Below are 20915 nucleotides of genomic sequence, written 5' to 3'. Positions count from 1 at the left end.
TATGTTATAAATTATTTTTTTGACGCTAACTCTTTGATTTTAATATTTCTAAAGCGAACAACATCCCCATGTCCCAAAAAGCCAATATGTCCTACTGTTCGTTGTAAGCCAGGGTGATTATTCTTATCCATTGTCCCATTTTTTGATGCCTCCAAGAAATCTCCATCAACAATGGTATTTCCATTAAGCACAACTTTAATTTTTGACCCTTGGACAGTAACAATCTGTTCATTCCATTGACCAACAGGCCTCAAAAAACCACGCTTTGCGGGAATGACACCATACACAGAACCATGGTATTGGTAAGCCTTTAATTCTGAATATTTTTCCGCGGTATTGTCCAGTATCTGCAATTCCTTACCAACATAAGCCACATCGCCTTCCAAAGGAGCGTGTATGCCCAATCCATTGTTTGCCCCAGGGGTCAACTGAAACTCAAACTTAAAAATAAAGTCGCTATACTGGGCTTCCGTAAATAGATTGCCCCCACTTCCACCTCCGTTGGGGTTTACCACAATGTTTCCCTCTATGGCTTGATATGATTTTTTGTTCCCAATCCAACCATCAAGGTTTTCGCCATTAAAAAGGGTTACAAATCCTTCTTTTTCTGGGATTTGATTCTGGCCAATGCAAGGGGAAACACAAACCGTAAGGTATGAAAAGAATAAAAACAGGTTGATATTTCTTAACATCAGTTCTATAACTTCTTAATTTTAATGTTTTTGAACCAAATTGGGCTGGAATGGTCTTGTAACGCTATGAATCCTTTTTTGTATTTCCCGTAATCCGGTGCATTGTCCCACTTTCCTGAATTTTTCTTTTCGTTCCATTCCTCGGACCAAGGTTTAAACTCCAACAACTTTTTACCATTAAGCCAATGTTCCACTTTTTCTGGGGTGAAAACAATTTTAGAGGAATTCCATTCCCCAACGGGATTTAGTACTTTTTGGGATTCATCGGCAACATGCATGGCATAATCAGCCCCGGTTTTTTGCCAGTCCTGCAACAACTCTGGGTGTTCGGCTCCAAACTGAGAGTTGTATTCGGTCAAATCATGTATCTTCTCATAATTCTCATCATCTATGAGCTGATATTCAGGTGATACAATCGGAGGTCCACTATATCCTTCCTTCACATGGTAAAAGATACCACTATTTCCTCCTTCAGGTATTTTCCACTCTAGGTACAGCTCAAAATTATCAAACTCCTCTGCCCCATAAATGATATCTGTCCCTCCTTTGTAATCTTGTTCCAACCCCAATTCGGTGTCAAAGGTCAACGTACTGTCCTTAATTGTCCATCCTGGAGGTAAAGTTTCCCCACCATAAGCTCTCCAACCTTCGGTACTGGTTCCATCAAATAGATAGATCCACTCGTTGGATTGCGGTTTTGGGTCTTCAACACTTGTTTTTTCAATGTCGGCTTTTTGTGCTTTTTTGCATGAAGCCATAATTACTAACGATATAAGAATCGCAATTTTTCTCATAATGCCTGTTATTCAATAAGTTAAAATGACAGCTACTAAAGATAATTACATTCCTTAGTTATGGAAACTTTTTTATACCATCAACACAACATAAACCATGAATGTTATTTAATTGGAAATAACCAACATATGGCACAGAAATTACCTGATTATCACTTGTAATATTGACATTCAGGGTTTACTTTTATTTATTATGCAGAACATCACTCCCTTCCATGTTGCCATTCCTGTTCATAATTTAGAGGAATGTCGAATTTTTTATAAGAATATTTTAGGCTGTGAAGAAGGTCGAAGCAGCGATCATTGGGTAGATTTTAATCTGTTTGGGCACCAGTTGGTCATTCACTATAAACCTAGGTCGGACGAGAAACTCCACACCAATCCTGTGGACGGTAAAAGTGTGCCAGTCCCTCATTATGGGGTAGTGTTACCTTGGGAAACCTTCCAATCCTTTTCCAAAGGGTTAAAAGCACAGGGAGTTGATTTCATTATTGAACCTTATATTCGGTTTGAAGGAGAAGTAGGTGAACAGGCCACCATGTTTTTTTTGGATCCCGCTGGAAATGCATTAGAATTCAAAGCATTTAAGGATATGACACAACTATTTGCCAAATAAAAAGACCGACTTTGATAAACCACCTATATGAAAAACCATCCTAAACAACTCTTAGCTCTTGTTTTCCCGATTGTATTGTGCACACTCTTTTTTAGCTGTAAACTCAAAAGCGAATGGATTCAGTTATTCAATGGAAAGAATCTTGAACATTGGACGGTTAAAATCCATCATTATGCGGTTGGTGACAATTTTGGCGATACTTTTAGGGTTGAAGATGGAATTATAAAAGTAAGATATGACAATTACGAAGGTGATTTCAATGAGCGATATGGACATTTGTACTACGATACTCCATATTCAAATTATCATTTGGTGATTGAATACCGTTTTGCGAATCCGTGGTATGATACGGCTCCGGGTTACACTGTAATGAACAGCGGGGTCATGTTCCATTCACAAGACCCTAGAACCATGCCCAAAGAACAGGATTGGCCCATTTCAGTTGAAATGCAATTTTTGGCCGAACTCAAGGAAGGAGAATCTAGACCTACTGGAAATATGTGCTCTCCTGGAACCGATGTAGTATTTGAAGGAAAAATAGACCCTCGCCATTGCATTTCATCCACCAGTGATACCTATGCTCCTGAAGAATGGGTAAAAGCAGAACTCATTGTACGAGGTGATTCTTTGATAACTCACATAATCAATGGAAAAAAGGTTTTAGAGTATAGCAAACCACAAATTGGTGGTGGGGTTGCCAATCGTTATGATGAGAGCATAAAAATAGATGGCAAGCCTTTAAAAGAAGGGTTTATCGCCCTTCAAAGTGAAGGACAACCGATAGATTTTAGAAAAGTGGAGCTAAAAATCCTTGAGGATTAAAAGTTACACCAACAAAATTCCTTTTCGCTTTACCCAGAAATAGGCAAAAATCATGTTGGGTACCCAGCTAAGCCAAGCCACTATTTTATAAGCAACTAAAAATTCTCCAAAAGCGATGGTCAAAAGAGGTAACCAAATACGCAAAGTTACCGCCGCAAAACAGGCTGCATAGCTGTATATCATCATTCCTTGGTGCAATTGCAAATCTTTGGAACGAATGGCCTTATAAGCTCTCAGCGTAGTATATAACCATATTACTCCCAAGCTGATGAACCCTGCCGCGGGAACAATTCCTCCCGTGGCAAAAAAACCTATATAGACCCCGCATATTCCGCTTATTAACACGGCAAAGACGTAGATTTTACCAAGATTTCTATGCAACGTAAGATTTTTGGCCCTTATTTTCTTACTGAATTGGGACCAACCTATTAGCAAAGCCAAACCTCCAAAATAAATGTGGCCATAAAATCCGATATTCCAAATATGACTTGCCAGCAGCTCTGCCGTTTTACCCTGTAACAGGCCCGAGTTCTCCGCTGCAAACACATACATTAATGGGTAAAGTCCCACCATTATTGCCAAAAGCGCAAATACGAACCAAGCTATTTTATTTCCGATCATCTGTTTTTTAAAATATATCCACCAACAAGTTATCGAATAATTGGTTGAAAAAACAAGATTTAAAAATTGAAATCGTTATAAAATCAGTTGAACAGGCAATATCGCCCCCAAATCTATTTTGTGATGAAAACTGTTCTTTTGTTTTTGACGATTATATTTTCTTCGATTGCATTGATGAGCTGCACCAACGATGAAGGTGACAATGACTTGGATTTTATTACTCCAAATGAGGAAGAAGAAAGTGTTTTGTCTATTAGTGAAACCGAAGGAGAAGATTAATCATTCCTTGTTTTATGACGTTCTCGGGCCAACAGCGTGTTTTTAAGTAGCATTGCAATGGTCATGGGACCTACACCGCCAGGTACTGGGGTGATGTAAGAAGCTTTTTTGCTCACATTCTCAAAATCAACATCTCCAGTAATGTAATATCCTCTTTCACGGGTTTCATCGGGTACACGGGTAATTCCAACATCAATGACCGCTACACCATCTTTTACCATATCGGCCTTAAGAAAATTGGGAACGCCTAAAGCCGATACAATAATATCCGCTTGAAGTGTCAATTCTTTAATGTCCTTGGTTCTACTATGGGTTAAGGTTACTGTTGAATTGGCTGCTTTTCCTTTTTGGCTCATTAAAATACTAATGGGCCTCCCAACAATATGACTTCTTCCAATAACCACAGTATGTTTCCCTTCAGTTTCAACATTATATCTGCGTAGTAGTTCCATAATTCCAAATGGCGTCGCAGGAATAAAGGATTTCATATCCAAGGCCATTTTTCCAAAGTTTGCGGGGTGAAACCCATCCACATCTTTGTCCGGATCAACGGCCATCAATACTTTTTGTTCATCAATATGCTTGGGTAATGGCAATTGTACAATATAGCCATCAATATCAGGATTGGCGTTTAGGGTAGCGACTTGCTCCAAAAGTGCTTCTTCCGTGGTTTCCTCAGGTAAGTGAATCAATGTTGATTCGAAACCTATCTTTTTACAGGAGCGCACTTTACTGCCCACATAAGTAAGGCTTGCACCATCGTTGCCCACCAGGACAGCTGCCAAATGAGGGACTTTCTCCCCCCTTTCTTTCATTTGTGCCACCTCAACGGCTATTTCATCTTTGATTTGGTTCGATATTTTTTTTCCGTCGAGAATCTCCATTTTTGGTTGGTTGTTATTTACTGGATTGATGGTTAATCGTGGTTATCGCATATTTTGCATCATCTGCATCATTTTTTTGCCTCCACCACCTTGCATCATCTTCATCATTTTGCTCATCTGCTCAAATTGTTTCAACAACTGATTAACCTCTTGAATGGTACGTCCACTTCCTGCTGCAATACGCTTTTTACGACTAGCATTCAATTTAGAGGGCGTTGAACGTTCATCTGGTGTCATGGAATGGATAATGGCCTCAATATGTTTAAAGGCATCATCATCAATATCTAGACCTTTTAAAGCCTTCCCAGCACCTGGAATCATCCCCATGAGGTCTTTCATATTCCCCATTTTCTTGATCTGCTGAATCTGGCTCAAGAAATCGTCAAAACCAAAGCGGTTTTTGGCTATTTTCTTCTGGATTTTCCGAGCTTGTTCTTCGTCAAACTGCTCCTGGGCTCGTTCAACAAGTGAAACCACATCTCCCATTCCCAGAATCCTATCGGCCATCCTTGAAGGGTAGAAAACATCGATAGCCTCCATTTTTTCACCGGTACCGATGAACTTAATGGGCTTGTCCACCACCGATTTAATTGAAATTGCAGCACCACCCCGTGTATCACCATCCAATTTGGTAAGGATGACACCGTCAAAATTCAAGACATCGTTAAAAGCTTTAGCAGTATTCACCGCATCCTGTCCTGTCATGGAATCCACTACAAATAAGGTCTCCTGCGGTGTAATGGCTTTATGGATGTTAGCAATCTCGGTCATCATTTGCTCATCAACTGCCAAACGACCTGCAGTATCTATAATCACCACATTGCAACCGTTGGATTTGGCATGGGCCACCCCGGCTTTAGCAATTTTGACCGGGTCATTGTTTTCCCTATCGGAATAGACTTCAACACCTATTTGCTCCCCTACCACGTGCAATTGGTCAATTGCGGCAGGACGATAGACATCACAAGCCACCAAAAGGGGCTTCTTGGTTTTCTTATTTTTGAGATAGTTGGCCAATTTACCGGAAAAAGTGGTTTTACCGGAACCCTGCAGACCAGACATCAAAATTACTGAAGGGTTTCCAGAAAGGTCGATTCCTTCGGCATCCCCACCCATCAATTGGGTCAGTTCGTCCTTAACGATCTTGACCATAAGCTGGCCAGGCTGCAAGCTGGTCAACACATTCTGCCCCAGTGCTTTTTCCTTTACCTTATTGGTAAACTCCTTGGCTATCTTAAAATTGACATCCGCATCAAGTAACGCTCTGCGAATTTCCTTGAGGGTCTCTGCAACATTGATCTCGGTTATTTGCCCATGTCCTTTAAGGACGTGTAGTGCTTTATCGAGCTTTTCACTTAAATTATCAAACATCTGTATATGTCATTTTAAAAGAGGCACAAATTTAAGAATAAAAAGAAAAGGACGGCTTTGGGGAGAGCCGTCCTTTTCAAAAAAGATAGGGGAAAAATCTTTTATTGCTTTTCGAAAACTAAAGTTTCGGTAGAATTTTCATCTTCATGAACCAATTCTATACGATCAGCTGTTACTGATTCGATATACCAGTCATCGGTGATCTCTCCAAACTTGGCGTCATTTGCAAAATTCAAGTAGAATTTCAAATGATTATCATGGTTTCTAATCACTCTCCATAAACCTTCGATAATAGGATTATCGTTTTCATCGACTTGTACACGGTGCATTTCGTTGAAATAGAAATCCAATCCTGTAAACTCATCTGTTTTATCAACATCGCCTTCCTTGTATTGGGCCACATTCCAGGCACCTTCCATCAACGCTGTTCTAATTTCAACTACATCACCATCATTGGCATTATCATCGCAAACTCTCTGTAGTATCAATTCATATCCCACTTCTTCCACATAGAACTTCAATCTATGATTATCCAAATCTCTTAAAGGCCAATCGAAGCTTACTCCTGGTTCGTCACCCATTGTAATCAGCAATGAAGGAATTTCATCGTCGTTCAATCCTATTTCCCAAGTACCTTCAGATGTTGTTTCACCATCACTCAAGGTCACCATACCTTCTGGCAAGAACTTGAACTCAAAACCTAAAAGCCTGTCAATCTCTTCACCTTGGTTTTTCACTTTTTTGATAATCCACTCACACTCTTTCAAGATTTCCCTAAGGGTATCAGGACCTGGTCTGTCATCCTCACAAAGTTGCTTCATGATAATCTTGTTTCCGCCCTCGGCATATAGTTTAATGGTATGATCTCCAATTTCATATACCAACCACTCTAGGTTAAAGTCAACCAAAGTATCGAACTCAAGGGTCAATAGTGGTCCTCGATCGGTAAAACTGGAACTCCATGTACCATTAAGGACATTACCTTCTCGGTCTTTTACGGTCACTTCTCCATCTTCGGTAAATACCATTAGGTACTCCAAGTACTGGTCTGTATGGTTTGTTCCATCTCTCTGTACCTCACGCACTTGCCATGGGCACTGGGTCAAACAGAAATCAAATCGTTCTTCATCAAAATCATCATCATTAAAATCATCATCATCATCCTCGTCACATTCATCCTTGGCCATTTCCAAAGCTTGGGCCAATTCAGCATTGCTGTTTACAACAATTTCTGTACCGTCAAATTTCTTTAAGGTCAATGGGAACTGAATACTAACTAAATCACCTTCTTCCAATCCATCAAAGAATCTTCTCAATTGTTCATCACTTTCAACTGATACTTCACCTGTTTGTTGGTTGTCAGTATTAAACGTAAAAAGGGTAATAGGATATACAAAGTCAATACACTCAATGTCATCATCATCTCCACCTTCCACACATTCAGCTGCCAATCCTCTTAATTGCTCTTTATTTTCAATAACAAGCTCTGAAAAATCAGCATAGGTAATGGTAATAGGGAAAAGAATTTCCAGAATGTCCTCATCTACATCAACTTCGTCAAAAATATCTTCAACGGTTTGAAGATCTTCTTTTGAATCTATAATTACCTCAATTCCATTTACCTCAACTGTATATGGGAATTTTAGTGCAAAACAGCTGGCACCATCTATAATATTATCATAAGATCCATCTTTGGAAGATGTTTTTTCGATCAATAGGGCGGTAGAAGAATTTGCCTCTATTGTTTCTTGGGTGCCGCCATTTACTTCTTCAAACTCTTCTTGACAAGAAGTAAAGTTAAGGGCCATAGCAAAAAGTGCCATGTACATTAAGTTATTGATCAACTTTTTCATAACGATTTGGATTTTTTGGGTTACAATTCAATCCTAAAACAACTCCCAAAGAAAAAACCCTACTTCATCTTAAATTTTTTAAAATATCTTTGGGCAACAGACAAACCCTTCTACATGAACAACGTTTGCGAAGAGCAGGTTTTTAGCTCCATATTTAAAGCTAATTCCAAAACGGTTTTCAACTATATATATTATAAGTTCGGGAATGAAGAGAAGGCCCATGATGCTGTACAGGAGGCCTTTGTAAAGCTGTGGGAGAATTGTGCCAAGGTAATGCCCGAAAAAGCTAAGTCCTACTTATATACGGTAGCCAACAATCTTTATTTGAATGTGATCAAAGCGGAAAAGGTTCGGTTAAAGTATGCAAAACCCACCTTGGAAATTTCAAACGAGTCGCCTGAGTTCTTGTTAGAGGAAAAAGAGTACCAACAAAAACTGGACAAGGCATTGAATAATCTTCCTGAAAACCAGAGAACCACTTTTTTATTGAACAGGATAGATGGAAAGAAATATGCAGAAATTGCCGAAATGGAAGGAGTGAGTGTTAAAGCTATTGAAAAACGGATGCACTTGGCCTTAAAAGCACTTAGGGAACAAATTGACGGTATATGACAATAATCAATATAATTACCAATAAACAATGAATTATTGGTTGTATCGAGATTATTGCTAATTGTCAATTGTGAAATTGTACATTGCTAAAAAGTAGGGTTTTTTGAAGTTGGGTTGTTATTAAATCGTAAAGCATAGAAATCATGCAAGAAAATTACTTGGCAAAATGGCTTAGCGGAGAGCTTTCTGAGCAGGAGCTAGCGGAATTTAAAAATTCCGCCGAATATGCTTCTTATCAGAAACTAAAGGAGGTTTCAGGCAATTTGAAGGCTCCAGAATTTGACGTTGACCAGACACTGGCACAACTCAAAGAAGAACGTATTGGCAATGCACCAAAGGTGGTTGCTCTAAATCCGTTCAAAAAATTCTTGCGCGTTGCCGCTGTTGTTGCCGTTCTTATCACTGGTTCTTATTTCTATGTAAGCACTTTGGATGAATCCGTTACGACACAGTTTGCAGAACGTTCCGAGGTGGTTCTTCCCGATAATTCCGAAATTATTCTAAATGCAGGTTCCAGAGTTTCCTATAGTGAGAAAAATTGGAGCAAAGAACGAAACATTGAGCTTAGAGGAGAAGCTTTCTTTAAGGTTGCAAAGGGCAAAAAATTTACAGTTTCTACCGCCCACGGTACTGTGGCCGTATTGGGAACCCAATTTAATGTTGAAAACAGGGAAGGTTTTTTTGAAGTTACCTGTTTTGAAGGTTTAGTGAACGTAACCCATAACAATGTGGAGACCAAACTGCCTGCTGGCACATCTTTCTTGGTTATTGATGGAAAAATCATGGACACTTCCGCACCGAATACCACCCAACCTTCTTGGGTAAATAACGAAAGTTCATTTGAGCGTATTCCCTTAAGCTATGTCTTCTCTGAACTTGAAAGACAATACAATATTGAGGTAAATACGGAGAATGTTGATAAAAATCTATTATTTACCGGAACTTTTAGCAACACAGACTTAAAAATGGCGTTAAAAAGTATAAGCACCCCATCTAAAATGAATTACAAAATCAAGGGTGATAATGTGCTTTTCTATGCTGAAAAAACTCCGTAGCAGCCTTTTTGGCCTCTTCTTAAGTTTTTTAGTCTTCCTACCCTGCCAAATGCAGGGTCAGGATAAGCAGAAAACACCCATTCCCCTTGTTTCATACATTAAAACCTTAGAAAACAAGTTCGATATCAAATTTTCATTTATCAATGAAGATTTGGAAGACATTACGGTCCTTGTCCCTGATAATCTTGTCGCACTTGATGATATCCTGTCATACATTCAAGCACAGTTCCAGATAAAATCCCAGAAATTAAGCAATCGTTACTATACCCTTACCAAGAAAACCTTGGTCACTATATGTGCCAAAGTATTGGACAATTTTGCCGATAACACCATTCCAGGGGCAACTATAGAAGTATTTGGGACCGAAATTGCCATGACCACCGCTGCAGATGGTACTTTTTCATTGAATGATATCCCTAGAAACGCCACCTTAAAAATCAGGTACTTGGGATACAACACCAAATATATTGGGGTGGAAAACCTATTAAGACAAGGTGGTTGTCCCAAAATTTTGTTGGCTCAGCATTATGAACAATTGAAAGAGGTCGTAGTCTATAAATTCCTCACCACAGGGATTATTAAGGAAACCGATGCGAGTATTACCTTAAATACAGCCGAATTTGGCATTTTACCAGGCCTTATTGAGCCGGACATCCTACAAACCGTTCAAGCGCTACCAGGAATCAAAAGTATTGACGAAACGGTATCGGACATCAATGTACGTGGCGGTACCAATGACCAGAACCTTGTTTTATGGAATGGAATCAAAATGTACCAATCCGGGCATTTTTTCGGGTTGATTTCTGCATTCAACCCCTATTTGACAGATAAAATCACAGTAATCAAAAATGGTACACCAGCTGCCTTTGGTGATGGGGTAAGCAGTGTAATCCAGATGGAGACCGACAATGAGCTCTCAACACATTTTACGGGAGGAGCCGGTTTTAACTTTATTAGCGGAGATGCCTATGGACAGGTTCCTATCACCGAAAAAATAGAACTGCAGTTTTCGGCCAGACGGTCCACAACGGACTTTTTAAACACTCCTACCTACAACAAGTTCTTTGATAGGGCCTTTCAGGATAGCAAAGTGACCAATCAGAGCAACATTACCGTGGATGATGAAATTTTAAGGGATGAGAACTTCTTTTTTTATGATTTCACCGGAAAACTGCTATATGATATCAATGACCAACATCAATTGCGGTTGAATTTCATTAGCATTACCAATAATCTTGATTATACCGAAAATAACCTGACCGACCTTGAGACAACCATCAGTCTTCTTGATCAGACCAATTTGTCCGTAGGCGGGCAGTTGCAAAGCCAATGGACCGACAGGCTTTCATCCAATTTGAATGTATATTATTCCAGATACAACCTGGATGCACAGAGTCTGTTCAACAATCAAATACAACTCCTTTTTCAGAATAACCAAGTACTGGAAAATGCGGTCAAATTGAATACGGATTACATTGTTTCAGATAAATTGAAATGGAACAATGGTTATCAATATATTGAAACGGGAATTGTCAACACAACAATTCTTACCCAACCCCCTTTCAATAGTGAAATAAAAGGTGTTATCCGAATCCATGCACCACATACGGAAATTGGCTATACCTCAGATGGCAACCGTTTTGTTGGAAAAGTAGGTGTACGCCTCAATTATATAGAAAATCTGGGCACCTTTAGCAAATTTCTGATAGAGCCGAGACTAAACCTAAGTTTTAGACTGGCCAACTATCTTAGGGGAGAGGTTCTGGGAGAATTCAAAAGCCAATCCACCAATCAAATCATAGATTTGGAACAGAACTTTTTGGGTATTGAAAAGCGCAGATGGACCCTATCCGACGATAATACCATCCCAATAACCCAAAGCAAACAAGGTTCCATAGGCATCAATTACGAAAAAAACAGCTTTTATCTGGGGCTTGAAGGATTTTACAAAAAGGTGGATGGTATCAGCACCCGTACTCAGGGATTCCAAAACCAGAACCAATTTAATGGTGAAATTGGCAGCTACGATGTTAAGGGTCTGGAGTTCTTGATCAATAATCCCCCTGGTTGGCCAAAAGGAAACAATTACAGTTCTTGGCTAAGCTACACTTACAATAAAAACGATTATACTTTTGAAACTATAATCCCCAACAGCTTCCCAAATAATTTGGATATTAGGCATACATTAACCTTTGCGACCACCTATTCCTATAAAGACTTACAAGTAGGGCTTGGGGCCAATTTTCGTTCTGGAAAACCGTTCACAGAGCCTGAAGATGGTAATTTAGCCTTGGACACTTCCGTTTTTCCGGTACAGATCAACTACAAAAGTCCCAACAGCAGCAGATTGCCCGATTACCTTCGGGTAGACGCCTCTGCAATCTACAAATTCAATATTGGTAGGCAAATTAAGGCCAATGCTGGCGTATCCATACTTAATTTGACCAACAAAAAGAACAGTTTGAACAAATATTACCGCATCACGGACGACAATGAAATTGAAGCCGTGGAAAGTATTTCATTGGGCATTACCCCAAATGTGAGCTTTAGGGTATATTTTTAAGCCTCCAGCTTGGCTGATTGAGGTCAAAATTCAGCATTCTTCGCAAGGTATCGTACAAATCAGGGAAATTCTTTGAAAACTCCGTTGGACTCTCAATAAAATTTTCCATGGTTACCGCAAAAAATTCATAGAAATTGGTCTTGCCATAGGCTCGAAAATAGGTAGAGTCTGCCAAATTTTCTTGAAAATCTGCTTGATTATAAAGCTTTTTGATTCTGGCAAGGCCCACTTTAAAACGCCTGGCCTCCCAAGTGGATTTATTTCTGGTCTCAAACATCAGCGCATGGGCCACCTCATGAATACCAAGATTTATATTGTCATTGGGTATTCGGAACCCATTTTCCAAATCCTCCGCCGAAAAAACCAATATTTTCAGGTTTGGATTGTACTCCCCAATATGGTGATTCTTTCTAATACGTGAATAATATTTGTTGGGATAAATTATGACCCTTGAAATGGACCTCTCAAACCGAAAATCCCGTATGCCCATGGTCAATAGGGCAGCAGAAGCGGAAACATAGGCCTTTATTTGTCCCTCATTGGTTATCCCATTGTAAAAGACAAACTTCTTTTTGGATTTAAACCAGGCAAAACGTTCTAAAAAAGTTCTTCGCTGTTCCGCATTGAATTGTTGATAAGGGACCAAAAAGTCTGCTATAAACTGCCGTTCCTTGGATGTAATTCGTTTAACAGGGTGAAAAACATTGTACAGCGTGAACCTTTCACCAAAAAAATACTGATAACCGACCCGGGCAAACACATAAAGCAAACCAAACGCTAGAATCAATGCAGCGATTTGTTTTTGAGCCTCGGTCAGTCCTAGTCCATCCATTACATGCGTTCTGGAACATCAATGCCTAAAAGTCTAAATGCAGACTGAATCACCTCTCCCACTTTTTTGGAGAGTTGTACCCTAAAGTGCTTTTTCTGTGTGTCAGCTTCACCCAAAATGGACACTTGTTGGTAAAAGGAGTTGAATTCCTTTACCAGATCATACGTATAATTGGCAATCAGCGCAGGACTGTAGTTTTCTGCCGCCAATTGAACCGTTTCTGGGAAAAGTTGAATCTGTTTGAGCAGTTCCTTTTCCTTTTGATGTAAACCAAATGTCATGTCGAGCGCAGTCGAGACATCAAAATCAGCTTTTCTCAAAATCGATTGGATCCGTGCGTAGGTATATTGGATAAAAGGCCCTGTGTTTCCTTGAAAATCCACAGATTCTTCAGGATTGAACAAAATCCGTTTTTTTGGATCCACCTTTAAAATATAATATTTTAAGGCGCCCAAACCAATGGTGCGGTACAATTGCTTTTTTTCAGCATCGGAATAGCCCTCCAATTTGCCCAGTTCTTCAGAAATGGTTTCGGCGGTATTTTCCATACTTTCGATAAGATCATCGGCATCCACGACCGTACCCTCCCTACTCTTCATTTTACCACTCGGAAGGTCTACCATCCCATAACTCAAATGATACAATTGTTTGGCCCAACTATAGCCAAGTTTCTTAAGAATCAGGAACAATACTTTAAAGTGATAGTCCTGCTCGTTTCCTACGGTGTAGACCATGCCATTGATATCAGGGTGGTCCGTCACCCGCTGAATAGCGGTACCGATATCTTGGGTCATATAAACCGCGGTACCATCCGAACGCAAGACGATCTTCTCATCCAAACCTTCATCGGTAAGGTCTATCCAAACACTACCATCCTCCTTTTTAAAGAAAATACCACGTTCCAGACCATCTTTCACCACATCCCTACCTAGAAGATAGGTGTTGCTTTCATAATACAACACATCAAAATCGACCCCTAGGTTTTTATAGGTTACATCAAAGCCTTCATACACCCAACCGTTCATTTTTTTCCACAAAGCAACGGTTTCGGCATCACCACTTTCCCATTTTCGGAGCATTTCTTGTGCTTCAAGCAAGATGGGAGCTTCTTTTTCAGCTTTTTCCTTTTCGGTTCCTCCAGCAACCAAATCGGCAATTTGTTCTTTGTAAGCTTTATCAAAAGCCACGTAGTACTTCCCTACCAGATGGTCACCCTTTAATCCGGTTGACTCAGGAGTTTCACCTTCACCAAATTTCTGCCAGGCCAACATACTTTTACAAATGTGGATTCCCCGATCATTAATGATCTGGGTCTTGTATACTTTCTTCCCGGCTGCCTTCAGGATTTCCGAAACCGAATACCCCAACAAATTGTTTCGTATATGCCCCAAATGCAAGGGTTTGTTGGTGTTGGGCGAGGAATATTCCACCATTACGGCATCTTTAGATGCTGTTTTTACATATCCAAAATCCGCTTCGTTATACATGGAATTGAAAAAATCCAAGTAAAACCCATCCTCAACAACAATATTCAAAAAGCCTTTCACCACATTGAATTTGGACACCTCTTCCACATTCTCCTGTAAATATTCCCCGATCTTGGTCCCTATTTCCACAGGATTTCCCTTTACAAAGCGCAACATGGGAAAGACAACCACGGTAATATCCCCTTCAAAATCCTTTCGGGTGGGTTGAAATTCCACGGTTGGAAGTTCTGTTTGGTACAACTCACCTACCGCTTTGATCACACTTTGTGAAATAACTTTTTGCAAACTCATGTATCTGGCCTTTTCAGCCTGCAAAACTACATATTTTTTGCCCTTTTCCCTTTGTGGAACCATTCTTGTTACAAATTCCTGTTAAAATCGTCCTCCTATATGCAACCCTTTTATCTAAAAAAACGTCTTTTGTTTAACAACCATCAAAAAACGAAGTAATGTCAAGATCATATCTAACGGTAATCATCTGTTTTTTGCTAATACCCGGTGGTATTGTATCTGCCCAGACCATTAGTTCCAAATTGGTGGATGCCAAGACCCAAAAGGGCATTCCCTACGCTACTGTGCAATATGGCGAACACCAGGGCGTGATCACCAATGAGGAAGGCCGCTTTAGCTTTGTACTGGATCAAGCGGTTGCAGATCAGGATTCCATTTACATCTCTTCCATGGGATACCAAAAAAAGGGTTTTACACTGGCCCAGCTGCAGGACACCATCATCACCATCACTCCCAAGGCCATTGAGCTCAGTGGGGTCTATTTGTTTGATAAGGAACTGGATGTGGACGAGATCATGGAACGGGTGGAGGACCGCATGCCAACCAACTACAACAAAGCACCTGTGAAACAGCGCTTCTTTTTGCGGCAATCCAGCTTTAATACCATGCAAAAAATGGATATTGAGTTTAAAAAATCCACCATTGCAGAACTGAACAAGCGGTTGATCGATAGTATCATTTCCATTCTCCCTAGAAATTCGGCCTATTACACGGAGACTTTGGGCGATTATTACCAAAATGGGGAAGAAAACAAGCTGGAGATCATAAAGGCGGCCGAACTGTACGATAAGAGCAATGAGGGTTCCATGGAAGCCCTGTCCGACAAAATGGAGGCCATTTTTAGGGCCAACGTAAAACCGGACTCTTATCTAAAGATAAAATCGGGGATTTTTGGCGAAAAAGTACCTATGGATTCCATTCTGGAAGCTGAAGACGACACCGATGAACTGGAGGACGAGCTAAAGAAACCTGAAAAGAGCCATTTTCTGAACAACCGCAAATATATTTTGAGTGAGATCACCGATCAGTTCTTTGGAAAGTCCAAATTGGATGTGGCCAAAAAACTGCACCGTTACGAGTATGAACTTTTGGGCTACTCCGAGCTGGAAAACCAGGGCGTGTACGTGGTGGGCTTTGCCCCCAAACGAGGCGCCGATTTTAAGGGCAAGCTCTTTGTGAACATAGAGGATTTTGCCATTATGCGCATGGACTATGAAAATATAAAGACCATAAAAAGCATTAAACTGTTGGGCTTTAGCTACCAGGAGCTCAAATATTTTGGCAGCACCGTTTTCTCCAAGTTTGATGGCAATAAATACCAGCTCAAGTTCATGAACTTCACTTTTGGGCGCAAAATGGGCGTGGACCGCCCCTTAAAGGTGATTGAGAAGAACAAACATGTAAAGGGCCGTAGAAAACAGAACGAACTCTCCCTGGCCCTTGACCTGGTCAATTATAACACGGAGAAGTACGAACTGGTGGTGTTTGACGCCGATCAAGTATCCAAAACCGCTTTTGAGGCCTTGGAAGAGGACGAAACCGTAAAGGCCACCTATTTATCTGCCTATAACCCTGAGTTTTGGAAAGGCTATACCATTATGGAGCCCAACCAAGCCATACGGGAGTTTGTGGTTGAGGGGGAATAAGTTTCTAAGATTTCAGTGTGCAGATTTCAGAACTTGCCATAAATGGCATTAACTAATCTACATATTTACCTTTTCTTGCCCGTATAAAAGTTAGGGCATGAAAAAAGCACAAATGAAACAATTTTTGAAGTGGGTTGAAGAAGGTTATGGCTCACCGGAGGAATTTGCCAAAATTTTAGACCAAGGCATTGAAATGCTCTTTTATATTGAAGATGATGTTTTTACGAAAAGGGAGATTCAAGAAGTGGTTGGTGTGATAAGAGGGGTTGTTACTGTTTTAAGGCACTAAATCTTAACTAGTACCAATCTAGAAAACAGCTTTATTTTTTACTTAAAGCCTTTAATATTCTTTCTTCATTGATTACAATATCCCTAAACAAAACATGGGGAAACTCTCTGTACTTTGATGTTTTAAACGCCTCATAAATTTTCGATAATGTCGAAGCTGTTATTAAAGACAAATTCATTTCTGTATCCATTTCGCAATCAGTCACAAAGTCATCGCTAAACTCTGGGGCAACTAGTAGAATTTTAACAATTCGTAAATCATTATCAAGTGCTAACTTTTGATATGACTTCAATTGTCTAGAAACCGAACTAAACTTATTATATCCTCTTTCCTTGCTCGTTTTACACTCCACTATGATTATTTCATCGTTATCCAGATTTAAAAGAATATCCATCATATCCTTTTTTGTATTCAATTCCTTTTTGAGTTTTTCATCCACATTAAATCCCAAACCTTTTAAAATAATCTTAGTTAAATCTTCAAATTTTCCTCCAAGTTCACTTTCCCTTATAACTATTCCATTTTCTTTGAGTACATTAAGATCACGATACGCTACATTTTCATAATTCTCTAGGTACAAATTCTCAACATCCTTATAATGTTCCAAAATATTTAAAATATCATCCCCTCTTTGCTTGATTCCATTGCTCTTTATGAACTTTGTTAAATCTGGTTTCCCAATCAAATCCAAGATATCTCGAGGTTTGATATTGTAGTCCAACAAAAAATCAGCTATAAGAACGAATTCTTCTTGGAACTCAAACTGTTCTTTTATCTGCCTATTCAGTTTAGGTAATGAAATATTTAGTTCTGCGAGTAGTTTATCAAATCCATCAAGTGCAATCCCGACTTTTTCATCTCTTTCAACATTTTCAAAATGCTGTATCAAACTCACAATCTTGTCATCCAAAGTACTGCCCTTTAAATTATTTATATTCAGTCCTTTTTCGCAAAGCTCATTGAGAATCTTTTTTTTCTCTGTAAGAGTGCTTCCAGGTTTATATATATCTTCTATTAAAAGATTGGTAAACGAAACTCCTTCCTTTATAATTTCTTCAACTTTTTGGGAATAGGAAAGTTTTCTATCAATATTATGCCCTCTGGCAATTTGATTTATGATTGGTTCTCTTAAAAGTTTGAGTGTTCTTCGATAAAACTTTTCTGCAACTTCTTTTTCGCGAACCTTTCTTAACATCCTTACTATTTCATCTGCCACATAAATAGTATTCTCTTTGTTCGAATAAAAAACTACTCCTATATTCTTCAAACCTTTGATGACATCTTGAATATCCAATTTTTCAATTGGAAGAATCGAATAGTTAATTAGCTTTACTTCTTCTTGAGAAAGGCCAAGTTGTCTTCTAAGGGTCAGTATAATGGAAAGTTCATCCGAGGTAATCTTCGCTTCCCTGTTATTACTAGTATCGTTATGATACGCCGTATGTAAACAAGACTTATATATTTTATAATCTCTTTTTCTGGTTTCGCTCAACTCGGATTTATCATTTTCAAAATCAGCATTAAGTTGCCTAATTCTTGTTTTTAAATGCTTAATCTCTGATTCATACAATCTAGAAAACCAATCTTGTTTCATTATACAGTTCCCGTCTCTAATAATGATATCAATCAGAATGTCTAGTTGCGAAGTTATTTCCTGAAACTCAGATTCAATATGTTCCTTAAATTCATTTGAAGTTAAAGCAAATATTTTTGCAATATTCTGGTTATCAACAGTTTTCAATCCTTTGTCTGAAGAGCTTAAAATTTTATCAATTTCTTTTTTGCTTTTTGGATTTTTGGATATGATATTATCAATTATTTTGATAAATGAATTTTTCTCGATTGAACCTAGCTTATCCAAAACCTTTTCTAATCTCATATACTAGTTTTAGTTTGATTGTAATCTATACTTGGGGGAGGTTGACTGAATGGGTCTTTCGAATATACTACTTCTAACCTAAATTCTTACAAAGAAAAGCAGTAAAATTCTTTATCGGTTTGTTCCATTGTCATTTCGAAATGAAATGCAAGGCATTGATTGAGAAATCCCACAATGAGATTTCTCGCTGCTCCTTCGCAAACTCAGGACAGGGCTCGAAATGACACAATTAAAAGGGGCAATACTAAAGTATTGGATGCCTGTCCTTGGTATAAGACTTCTCCATTGCTCCTTCGACAGGCTCAGGATGACAAGGTCCAGAAATACATCTCGACTGCGCTCGATGTGACAGGAAAAGGTGGTGTTACGGAGTAACAGCGGAAAGGATGGAACTAAAACAATCCCTTCCGTCCTCCGGACACCTTCCCTTAACCAAGGGAAAGAGTTTTTCATACAAATTCAGCCCTTCAGGGTTGTGGTGGTGGACTTTTCATGATTGAGTAGCCAACGTTTGCGTTCCAACCCTCCACCATAACCGGTCAATTGTCCGTTGGCACCGATTACCCTGTGGCAGGGTACCATGATCGCCACTCGGTTATGTCCATTGGCCGAAGCAACGGCCCGTACCGCTTTTGGATTTCCCAGGTTTTGGGCCAACTGTCCGTAAGCCATTGTTTTCCCATAGGGAAGTTGCCGTAATTTGTTCCAAACGGTTTGTTGAAATTCAGTACCGGGAGTATGTAGGGGAACCTGAAAATGCTTACGGGTTTGGTCAAAATACTCTCTGATCTCTTTTTTGGCCTGTTTGGTATGCCTATTTTCCCCTGCTATAATCTGGGCATTCAACAACCGTTGCAAATCTTTGAACTCGGTTTCCAACATCTTTCGGTCCACAAATTCCAACAAACAAACGCCCTTTTCGGTGGCACAGATAAACATGGGACCAATAGGGGTCGTCAACCTATTGATCAAGATAATGTTCTTGTCCAAACTAAGCTGTGGCGATCGGCCCATTAGTTTTTTATAGGTATACCCAAACCCGCTCAACGATTCATAACCCGAATCAAAAGCAGCGGAGGTAGCTTTTTTCCCCTCTTTCAGTTCTTGAAAAGCATTGTTTATTCGGCACATTCGTTGGTAGGCATGGAATGTTATCCCATAATTGCTCTTGAACCACCTACGGATTACTTCGGGCGCAATGTTGTTTTTCCGCAACACTTGATCCGAAATTTTCTCCTTCGGATTGTTCTTGACCAAATCCACGGCCATTTCCACCTGCTCAGGTGCCTTATTGGCATTTTGGGTGGGCTTACATATTTTGCAAGGACGATAACCATTGTCCAAAGCCTCTTTAAAGGAGGTATAGAACACCACGTTTTCCAATTTGGGCTTTCTGGCCCTACAGGTTGCAATGCAAAACACCGAAGTGGTCTTTACCCCCACAAAAAAAATACCCACAAAGCTTCTGTCTCTTTGGATCAGGGCATTATAAAAAGTTGCTATTTTCTTCTTATCGGAAATGAGCATCTAAAAAACAGGTTTAAATGATTTTTGATCCAATACTTTTTCAGTTATACTCTTTAGGGCATCAGACATTTTTGGAAACAAAAAATTGCCCATACTAATACGTTTAACACCTAGTTTCTTTAAAATGGCAAAGTCGGGCAGTTTGGGCATACACATCACATTGAGCGGTAAGGTGGTACAATTTACAATTTGTTCAATATCGGATTCACTTTCCATACAAGGCACAAAGATTCCGTTTGCTCCGGCACTTTCATACAATTTGGCCCTTTTTTGGGTTTCCACTAGTGCATTGGGTTGGTTTAACAGAAACGTATCGGTTCGTACATTAATAAAAACCTCCGTTTGATTTTTGGCTAATTCCTCCGTGATTTTTGAAAGTGTTTGGGCAAATTCATCAGCATCCAACAGTGTTCTTTCTTTGGAGACTACACTATCTTCAATATTGATTCCCACAACACCCAAATTGGCTAGTCTCCGGATATGGCCCGTAATTTCCTCAGGTTCCCTACTATATCCCGATTCCAAATCAACGGACAAGGGCAAATCTGTGTTAGAAATGATTCGTTCTACTATATATTCCAGTTCATCAAAACCCATTTCTTCCCCATCTCTGTAGCCCAACATACTTGCAATGGCCGAACTTGAGGTACCCAAGGCTCCAAAATTGAGCTGCTGGGCCAGTTTTGCACTGGGAACATCCCAAACATTAAAAATAAGTAAAGGCTCCTCTTGTTGGTGCAAATCATAAAATGTCATACGCTATAGTAATTTATACCGCAAAACAACACCTATAAAATCCGCT

General features: G+C 39.6%; 20 protein-coding genes. 9 read left to right on the top strand and 11 right to left on the bottom strand.

Going from position 1 to position 20915, the window contains the following annotated elements:
* Nucleotides 1–11 precede the first annotated feature (11 nt).
* Both ACOQO1_RS18295 and ACOQO1_RS18290 read right to left on the bottom strand, forming a co-directional pair.
* Nucleotides 12–692 carry a 3-keto-disaccharide hydrolase gene (locus ACOQO1_RS18295; protein ID WP_420604305.1) on the bottom strand — a complete coding sequence of 227 codons (681 nt, stop codon included), beginning with the start codon at nucleotides 690–692 and terminating at the stop codon, nucleotides 12–14.
* A 5-nt stretch (nucleotides 693–697) separates the two neighbouring features.
* A complete protein-coding gene (locus tag ACOQO1_RS18290; RefSeq protein WP_420604304.1) occupies nucleotides 698–1486 on the bottom strand; it encodes a 3-keto-disaccharide hydrolase in 789 nt (262 codons plus the stop codon).
* A 193-nt stretch (nucleotides 1487–1679) separates the two neighbouring features.
* Between ACOQO1_RS18290 and ACOQO1_RS18285 the strand changes: the two genes are divergently transcribed.
* Nucleotides 1680–2102 carry a VOC family protein gene (locus tag ACOQO1_RS18285; protein WP_420604303.1) on the top strand — a complete coding sequence of 141 codons (423 nt, stop codon included), beginning with the start codon at nucleotides 1680–1682 and terminating at the stop codon, nucleotides 2100–2102.
* Between the two features lie 27 nt (nucleotides 2103–2129).
* The gene (locus tag ACOQO1_RS18280) at nucleotides 2130–2924 is read left to right on the top strand and encodes a 3-keto-disaccharide hydrolase (protein ID WP_420604302.1); all 795 of its coding nucleotides are present in this window, start codon (nucleotides 2130–2132) and stop codon (nucleotides 2922–2924) included.
* Between the two features lie 3 nt (nucleotides 2925–2927).
* Here ACOQO1_RS18280 and ACOQO1_RS18275 read toward each other — a convergent pair whose 3' ends face one another.
* Nucleotides 2928–3545 carry a DUF2306 domain-containing protein gene (locus ACOQO1_RS18275; RefSeq protein ID WP_420604301.1) on the bottom strand — a complete coding sequence of 206 codons (618 nt, stop codon included), beginning with the start codon at nucleotides 3543–3545 and terminating at the stop codon, nucleotides 2928–2930.
* Between the two features lie 123 nt (nucleotides 3546–3668).
* On the opposite strand from ACOQO1_RS18275, the gene ACOQO1_RS18270 reads away from it, so the two are divergent.
* Nucleotides 3669–3824: a hypothetical protein gene (locus ACOQO1_RS18270; RefSeq protein WP_420604300.1), complete on the top strand. Its 156-nt coding sequence runs from the start codon at nucleotides 3669–3671 to the stop codon at nucleotides 3822–3824.
* On the opposite strand, the gene ACOQO1_RS18265 is transcribed toward ACOQO1_RS18270, so the two are convergent.
* The 3 genes from ACOQO1_RS18265 to ACOQO1_RS18255 all read right to left on the bottom strand — a co-directional run bounded on the left by ACOQO1_RS18265 (nucleotide 3821) and on the right by ACOQO1_RS18255 (nucleotide 7932).
* Nucleotides 3821–4708 (bottom strand): bifunctional 5,10-methylenetetrahydrofolate dehydrogenase/5,10-methenyltetrahydrofolate cyclohydrolase, encoded by an 888-nt coding sequence (locus ACOQO1_RS18265; protein ID WP_420604299.1) that lies wholly within the window; start codon nucleotides 4706–4708, stop codon nucleotides 3821–3823. The genes ACOQO1_RS18270 and ACOQO1_RS18265 overlap by 4 nt on opposite strands.
* 42 nt (nucleotides 4709–4750) lie before the next feature.
* On the bottom strand, nucleotides 4751–6079 hold the full coding sequence (gene ffh, locus ACOQO1_RS18260; RefSeq protein WP_420604298.1) for a signal recognition particle protein: 1329 nt from the start codon (nucleotides 6077–6079) through the stop codon (nucleotides 4751–4753).
* 101 nt (nucleotides 6080–6180) lie between these two features.
* Nucleotides 6181–7932 (bottom strand): hypothetical protein, encoded by a 1752-nt coding sequence (locus ACOQO1_RS18255; RefSeq protein WP_420604297.1) that lies wholly within the window; start codon nucleotides 7930–7932, stop codon nucleotides 6181–6183.
* 114 nt (nucleotides 7933–8046) lie between these two features.
* On the opposite strand from ACOQO1_RS18255, the gene ACOQO1_RS18250 reads away from it, so the two are divergent.
* The 3 genes from ACOQO1_RS18250 to ACOQO1_RS18240 all read left to right on the top strand — a co-directional run bounded on the left by ACOQO1_RS18250 (nucleotide 8047) and on the right by ACOQO1_RS18240 (nucleotide 12162).
* Nucleotides 8047–8544, top strand: a complete 498-nt coding sequence (locus ACOQO1_RS18250; RefSeq protein WP_420604296.1) for an RNA polymerase sigma factor — start codon at nucleotides 8047–8049, stop codon at nucleotides 8542–8544.
* A gap of 143 nt (nucleotides 8545–8687) precedes the next feature.
* Nucleotides 8688–9599: a FecR family protein gene (locus ACOQO1_RS18245; RefSeq protein ID WP_420604295.1), complete on the top strand. Its 912-nt coding sequence runs from the start codon at nucleotides 8688–8690 to the stop codon at nucleotides 9597–9599.
* A gap of 49 nt (nucleotides 9600–9648) precedes the next feature.
* Nucleotides 9649–12162, top strand: coding sequence for a TonB-dependent receptor (locus tag ACOQO1_RS18240; RefSeq protein WP_420604294.1), 2514 nt, complete (start codon nucleotides 9649–9651; stop codon nucleotides 12160–12162).
* Here ACOQO1_RS18240 and ACOQO1_RS18235 read toward each other — a convergent pair.
* Complete coding sequence (locus tag ACOQO1_RS18235; protein ID WP_420604293.1) at nucleotides 12146–12994, bottom strand: zinc-dependent peptidase; 849 nt, start codon at nucleotides 12992–12994, stop codon at nucleotides 12146–12148. The genes ACOQO1_RS18240 and ACOQO1_RS18235 overlap by 17 nt on opposite strands.
* Nucleotides 12994–14772 carry an arginine--tRNA ligase gene (argS, locus tag ACOQO1_RS18230; protein WP_420604292.1) on the bottom strand — a complete coding sequence of 593 codons (1779 nt, stop codon included), beginning with the start codon at nucleotides 14770–14772 and terminating at the stop codon, nucleotides 12994–12996. Before argS ends, ACOQO1_RS18235 begins: the two co-directional genes overlap by 1 nt.
* Before the next feature lie 158 nt (nucleotides 14773–14930).
* Here argS and ACOQO1_RS18225 point away from each other — a divergent pair, with 158 nt between their 5' ends.
* Together ACOQO1_RS18225 and ACOQO1_RS18220 are read left to right on the top strand one after the other, a co-directional pair.
* Complete coding sequence (locus ACOQO1_RS18225; protein ID WP_420604291.1) at nucleotides 14931–16418, top strand: carboxypeptidase-like regulatory domain-containing protein; 1488 nt, start codon at nucleotides 14931–14933, stop codon at nucleotides 16416–16418.
* A 97-nt stretch (nucleotides 16419–16515) separates the two neighbouring features.
* The gene (locus ACOQO1_RS18220; protein WP_420604290.1) at nucleotides 16516–16707 is read left to right on the top strand and encodes a hypothetical protein; all 192 of its coding nucleotides are present in this window, start codon (nucleotides 16516–16518) and stop codon (nucleotides 16705–16707) included.
* Nucleotides 16708–16738: 31 nt separating this feature from the next.
* Here the strand turns inward: ACOQO1_RS18220 and ACOQO1_RS18215 are convergent, their stop codons facing one another.
* The gene (locus ACOQO1_RS18215) at nucleotides 16739–18586 is read right to left on the bottom strand and encodes a hypothetical protein (protein WP_420604289.1); all 1848 of its coding nucleotides are present in this window, start codon (nucleotides 18584–18586) and stop codon (nucleotides 16739–16741) included.
* Nucleotides 18587–18760: 174 nt separating this feature from the next.
* Between ACOQO1_RS18215 and ACOQO1_RS18210 the strand changes: the two genes are divergently transcribed.
* A complete protein-coding gene (locus tag ACOQO1_RS18210; protein ID WP_420604288.1) occupies nucleotides 18761–18961 on the top strand; it encodes a hypothetical protein in 201 nt (66 codons plus the stop codon).
* An 84-nt stretch (nucleotides 18962–19045) separates the two neighbouring features.
* On the opposite strand, the gene ACOQO1_RS18205 is transcribed toward ACOQO1_RS18210, so the two are convergent.
* A complete protein-coding gene (locus tag ACOQO1_RS18205) occupies nucleotides 19046–20113 on the bottom strand; it encodes a bifunctional transcriptional activator/DNA repair enzyme AdaA (protein ID WP_420604287.1) in 1068 nt (355 codons plus the stop codon).
* A complete protein-coding gene (locus ACOQO1_RS18200; RefSeq protein WP_420604286.1) occupies nucleotides 20114–20869 on the bottom strand; it encodes an isocitrate lyase/PEP mutase family protein in 756 nt (251 codons plus the stop codon). It abuts the gene before it with no gap.
* Between the last annotated feature and the right edge of the window lie 46 nt (nucleotides 20870–20915).

It is taken from the genome of Flagellimonas sp. (assembly GCF_965222555.1).
GTDB lineage: Bacteria > Bacteroidota > Bacteroidia > Flavobacteriales > Flavobacteriaceae > Flagellimonas.
This window is presented reverse-complemented; position numbering and strand designations above follow the sequence as displayed.

Coding starts and splice junctions, on each gene's coding strand:
- ffh (WP_420604298.1), bottom strand. CDS start 6,079: ATGTTTGATAATTTAAGTGAAAAGCTCGATAAAGCACTACACGTCCTT.
- ACOQO1_RS18270 (WP_420604300.1), top strand. CDS start 3,669: ATGAAAACTGTTCTTTTGTTTTTGACGATTATATTTTCTTCGATTGCA.
- ACOQO1_RS18255 (WP_420604297.1), bottom strand. CDS start 7,932: ATGAAAAAGTTGATCAATAACTTAATGTACATGGCACTTTTTGCTATG.
- ACOQO1_RS18290 (WP_420604304.1), bottom strand. CDS start 1,486: ATGAGAAAAATTGCGATTCTTATATCGTTAGTAATTATGGCTTCATGC.
- ACOQO1_RS18200 (WP_420604286.1), bottom strand. CDS start 20,869: ATGACATTTTATGATTTGCACCAACAAGAGGAGCCTTTACTTATTTTT.
- ACOQO1_RS18215 (WP_420604289.1), bottom strand. CDS start 18,586: ATGAGATTAGAAAAGGTTTTGGATAAGCTAGGTTCAATCGAGAAAAAT.
- ACOQO1_RS18245 (WP_420604295.1), top strand. CDS start 8,688: ATGCAAGAAAATTACTTGGCAAAATGGCTTAGCGGAGAGCTTTCTGAG.
- ACOQO1_RS18210 (WP_420604288.1), top strand. CDS start 18,761: ATGAGATTTCTCGCTGCTCCTTCGCAAACTCAGGACAGGGCTCGAAAT.
- argS (WP_420604292.1), bottom strand. CDS start 14,772: ATGAGTTTGCAAAAAGTTATTTCACAAAGTGTGATCAAAGCGGTAGGT.
- ACOQO1_RS18250 (WP_420604296.1), top strand. CDS start 8,047: ATGAACAACGTTTGCGAAGAGCAGGTTTTTAGCTCCATATTTAAAGCT.
- ACOQO1_RS18225 (WP_420604291.1), top strand. CDS start 14,931: ATGTCAAGATCATATCTAACGGTAATCATCTGTTTTTTGCTAATACCC.
- ACOQO1_RS18275 (WP_420604301.1), bottom strand. CDS start 3,545: ATGATCGGAAATAAAATAGCTTGGTTCGTATTTGCGCTTTTGGCAATA.
- ACOQO1_RS18205 (WP_420604287.1), bottom strand. CDS start 20,113: ATGCTCATTTCCGATAAGAAGAAAATAGCAACTTTTTATAATGCCCTG.
- ACOQO1_RS18280 (WP_420604302.1), top strand. CDS start 2,130: ATGAAAAACCATCCTAAACAACTCTTAGCTCTTGTTTTCCCGATTGTA.
- ACOQO1_RS18240 (WP_420604294.1), top strand. CDS start 9,649: ATGCAGGGTCAGGATAAGCAGAAAACACCCATTCCCCTTGTTTCATAC.
- ACOQO1_RS18295 (WP_420604305.1), bottom strand. CDS start 692: ATGTTAAGAAATATCAACCTGTTTTTATTCTTTTCATACCTTACGGTT.
- ACOQO1_RS18285 (WP_420604303.1), top strand. CDS start 1,680: ATGCAGAACATCACTCCCTTCCATGTTGCCATTCCTGTTCATAATTTA.
- ACOQO1_RS18235 (WP_420604293.1), bottom strand. CDS start 12,994: ATGGATGGACTAGGACTGACCGAGGCTCAAAAACAAATCGCTGCATTG.
- ACOQO1_RS18220 (WP_420604290.1), top strand. CDS start 16,516: ATGAAAAAAGCACAAATGAAACAATTTTTGAAGTGGGTTGAAGAAGGT.
- ACOQO1_RS18265 (WP_420604299.1), bottom strand. CDS start 4,708: ATGGAGATTCTCGACGGAAAAAAAATATCGAACCAAATCAAAGATGAA.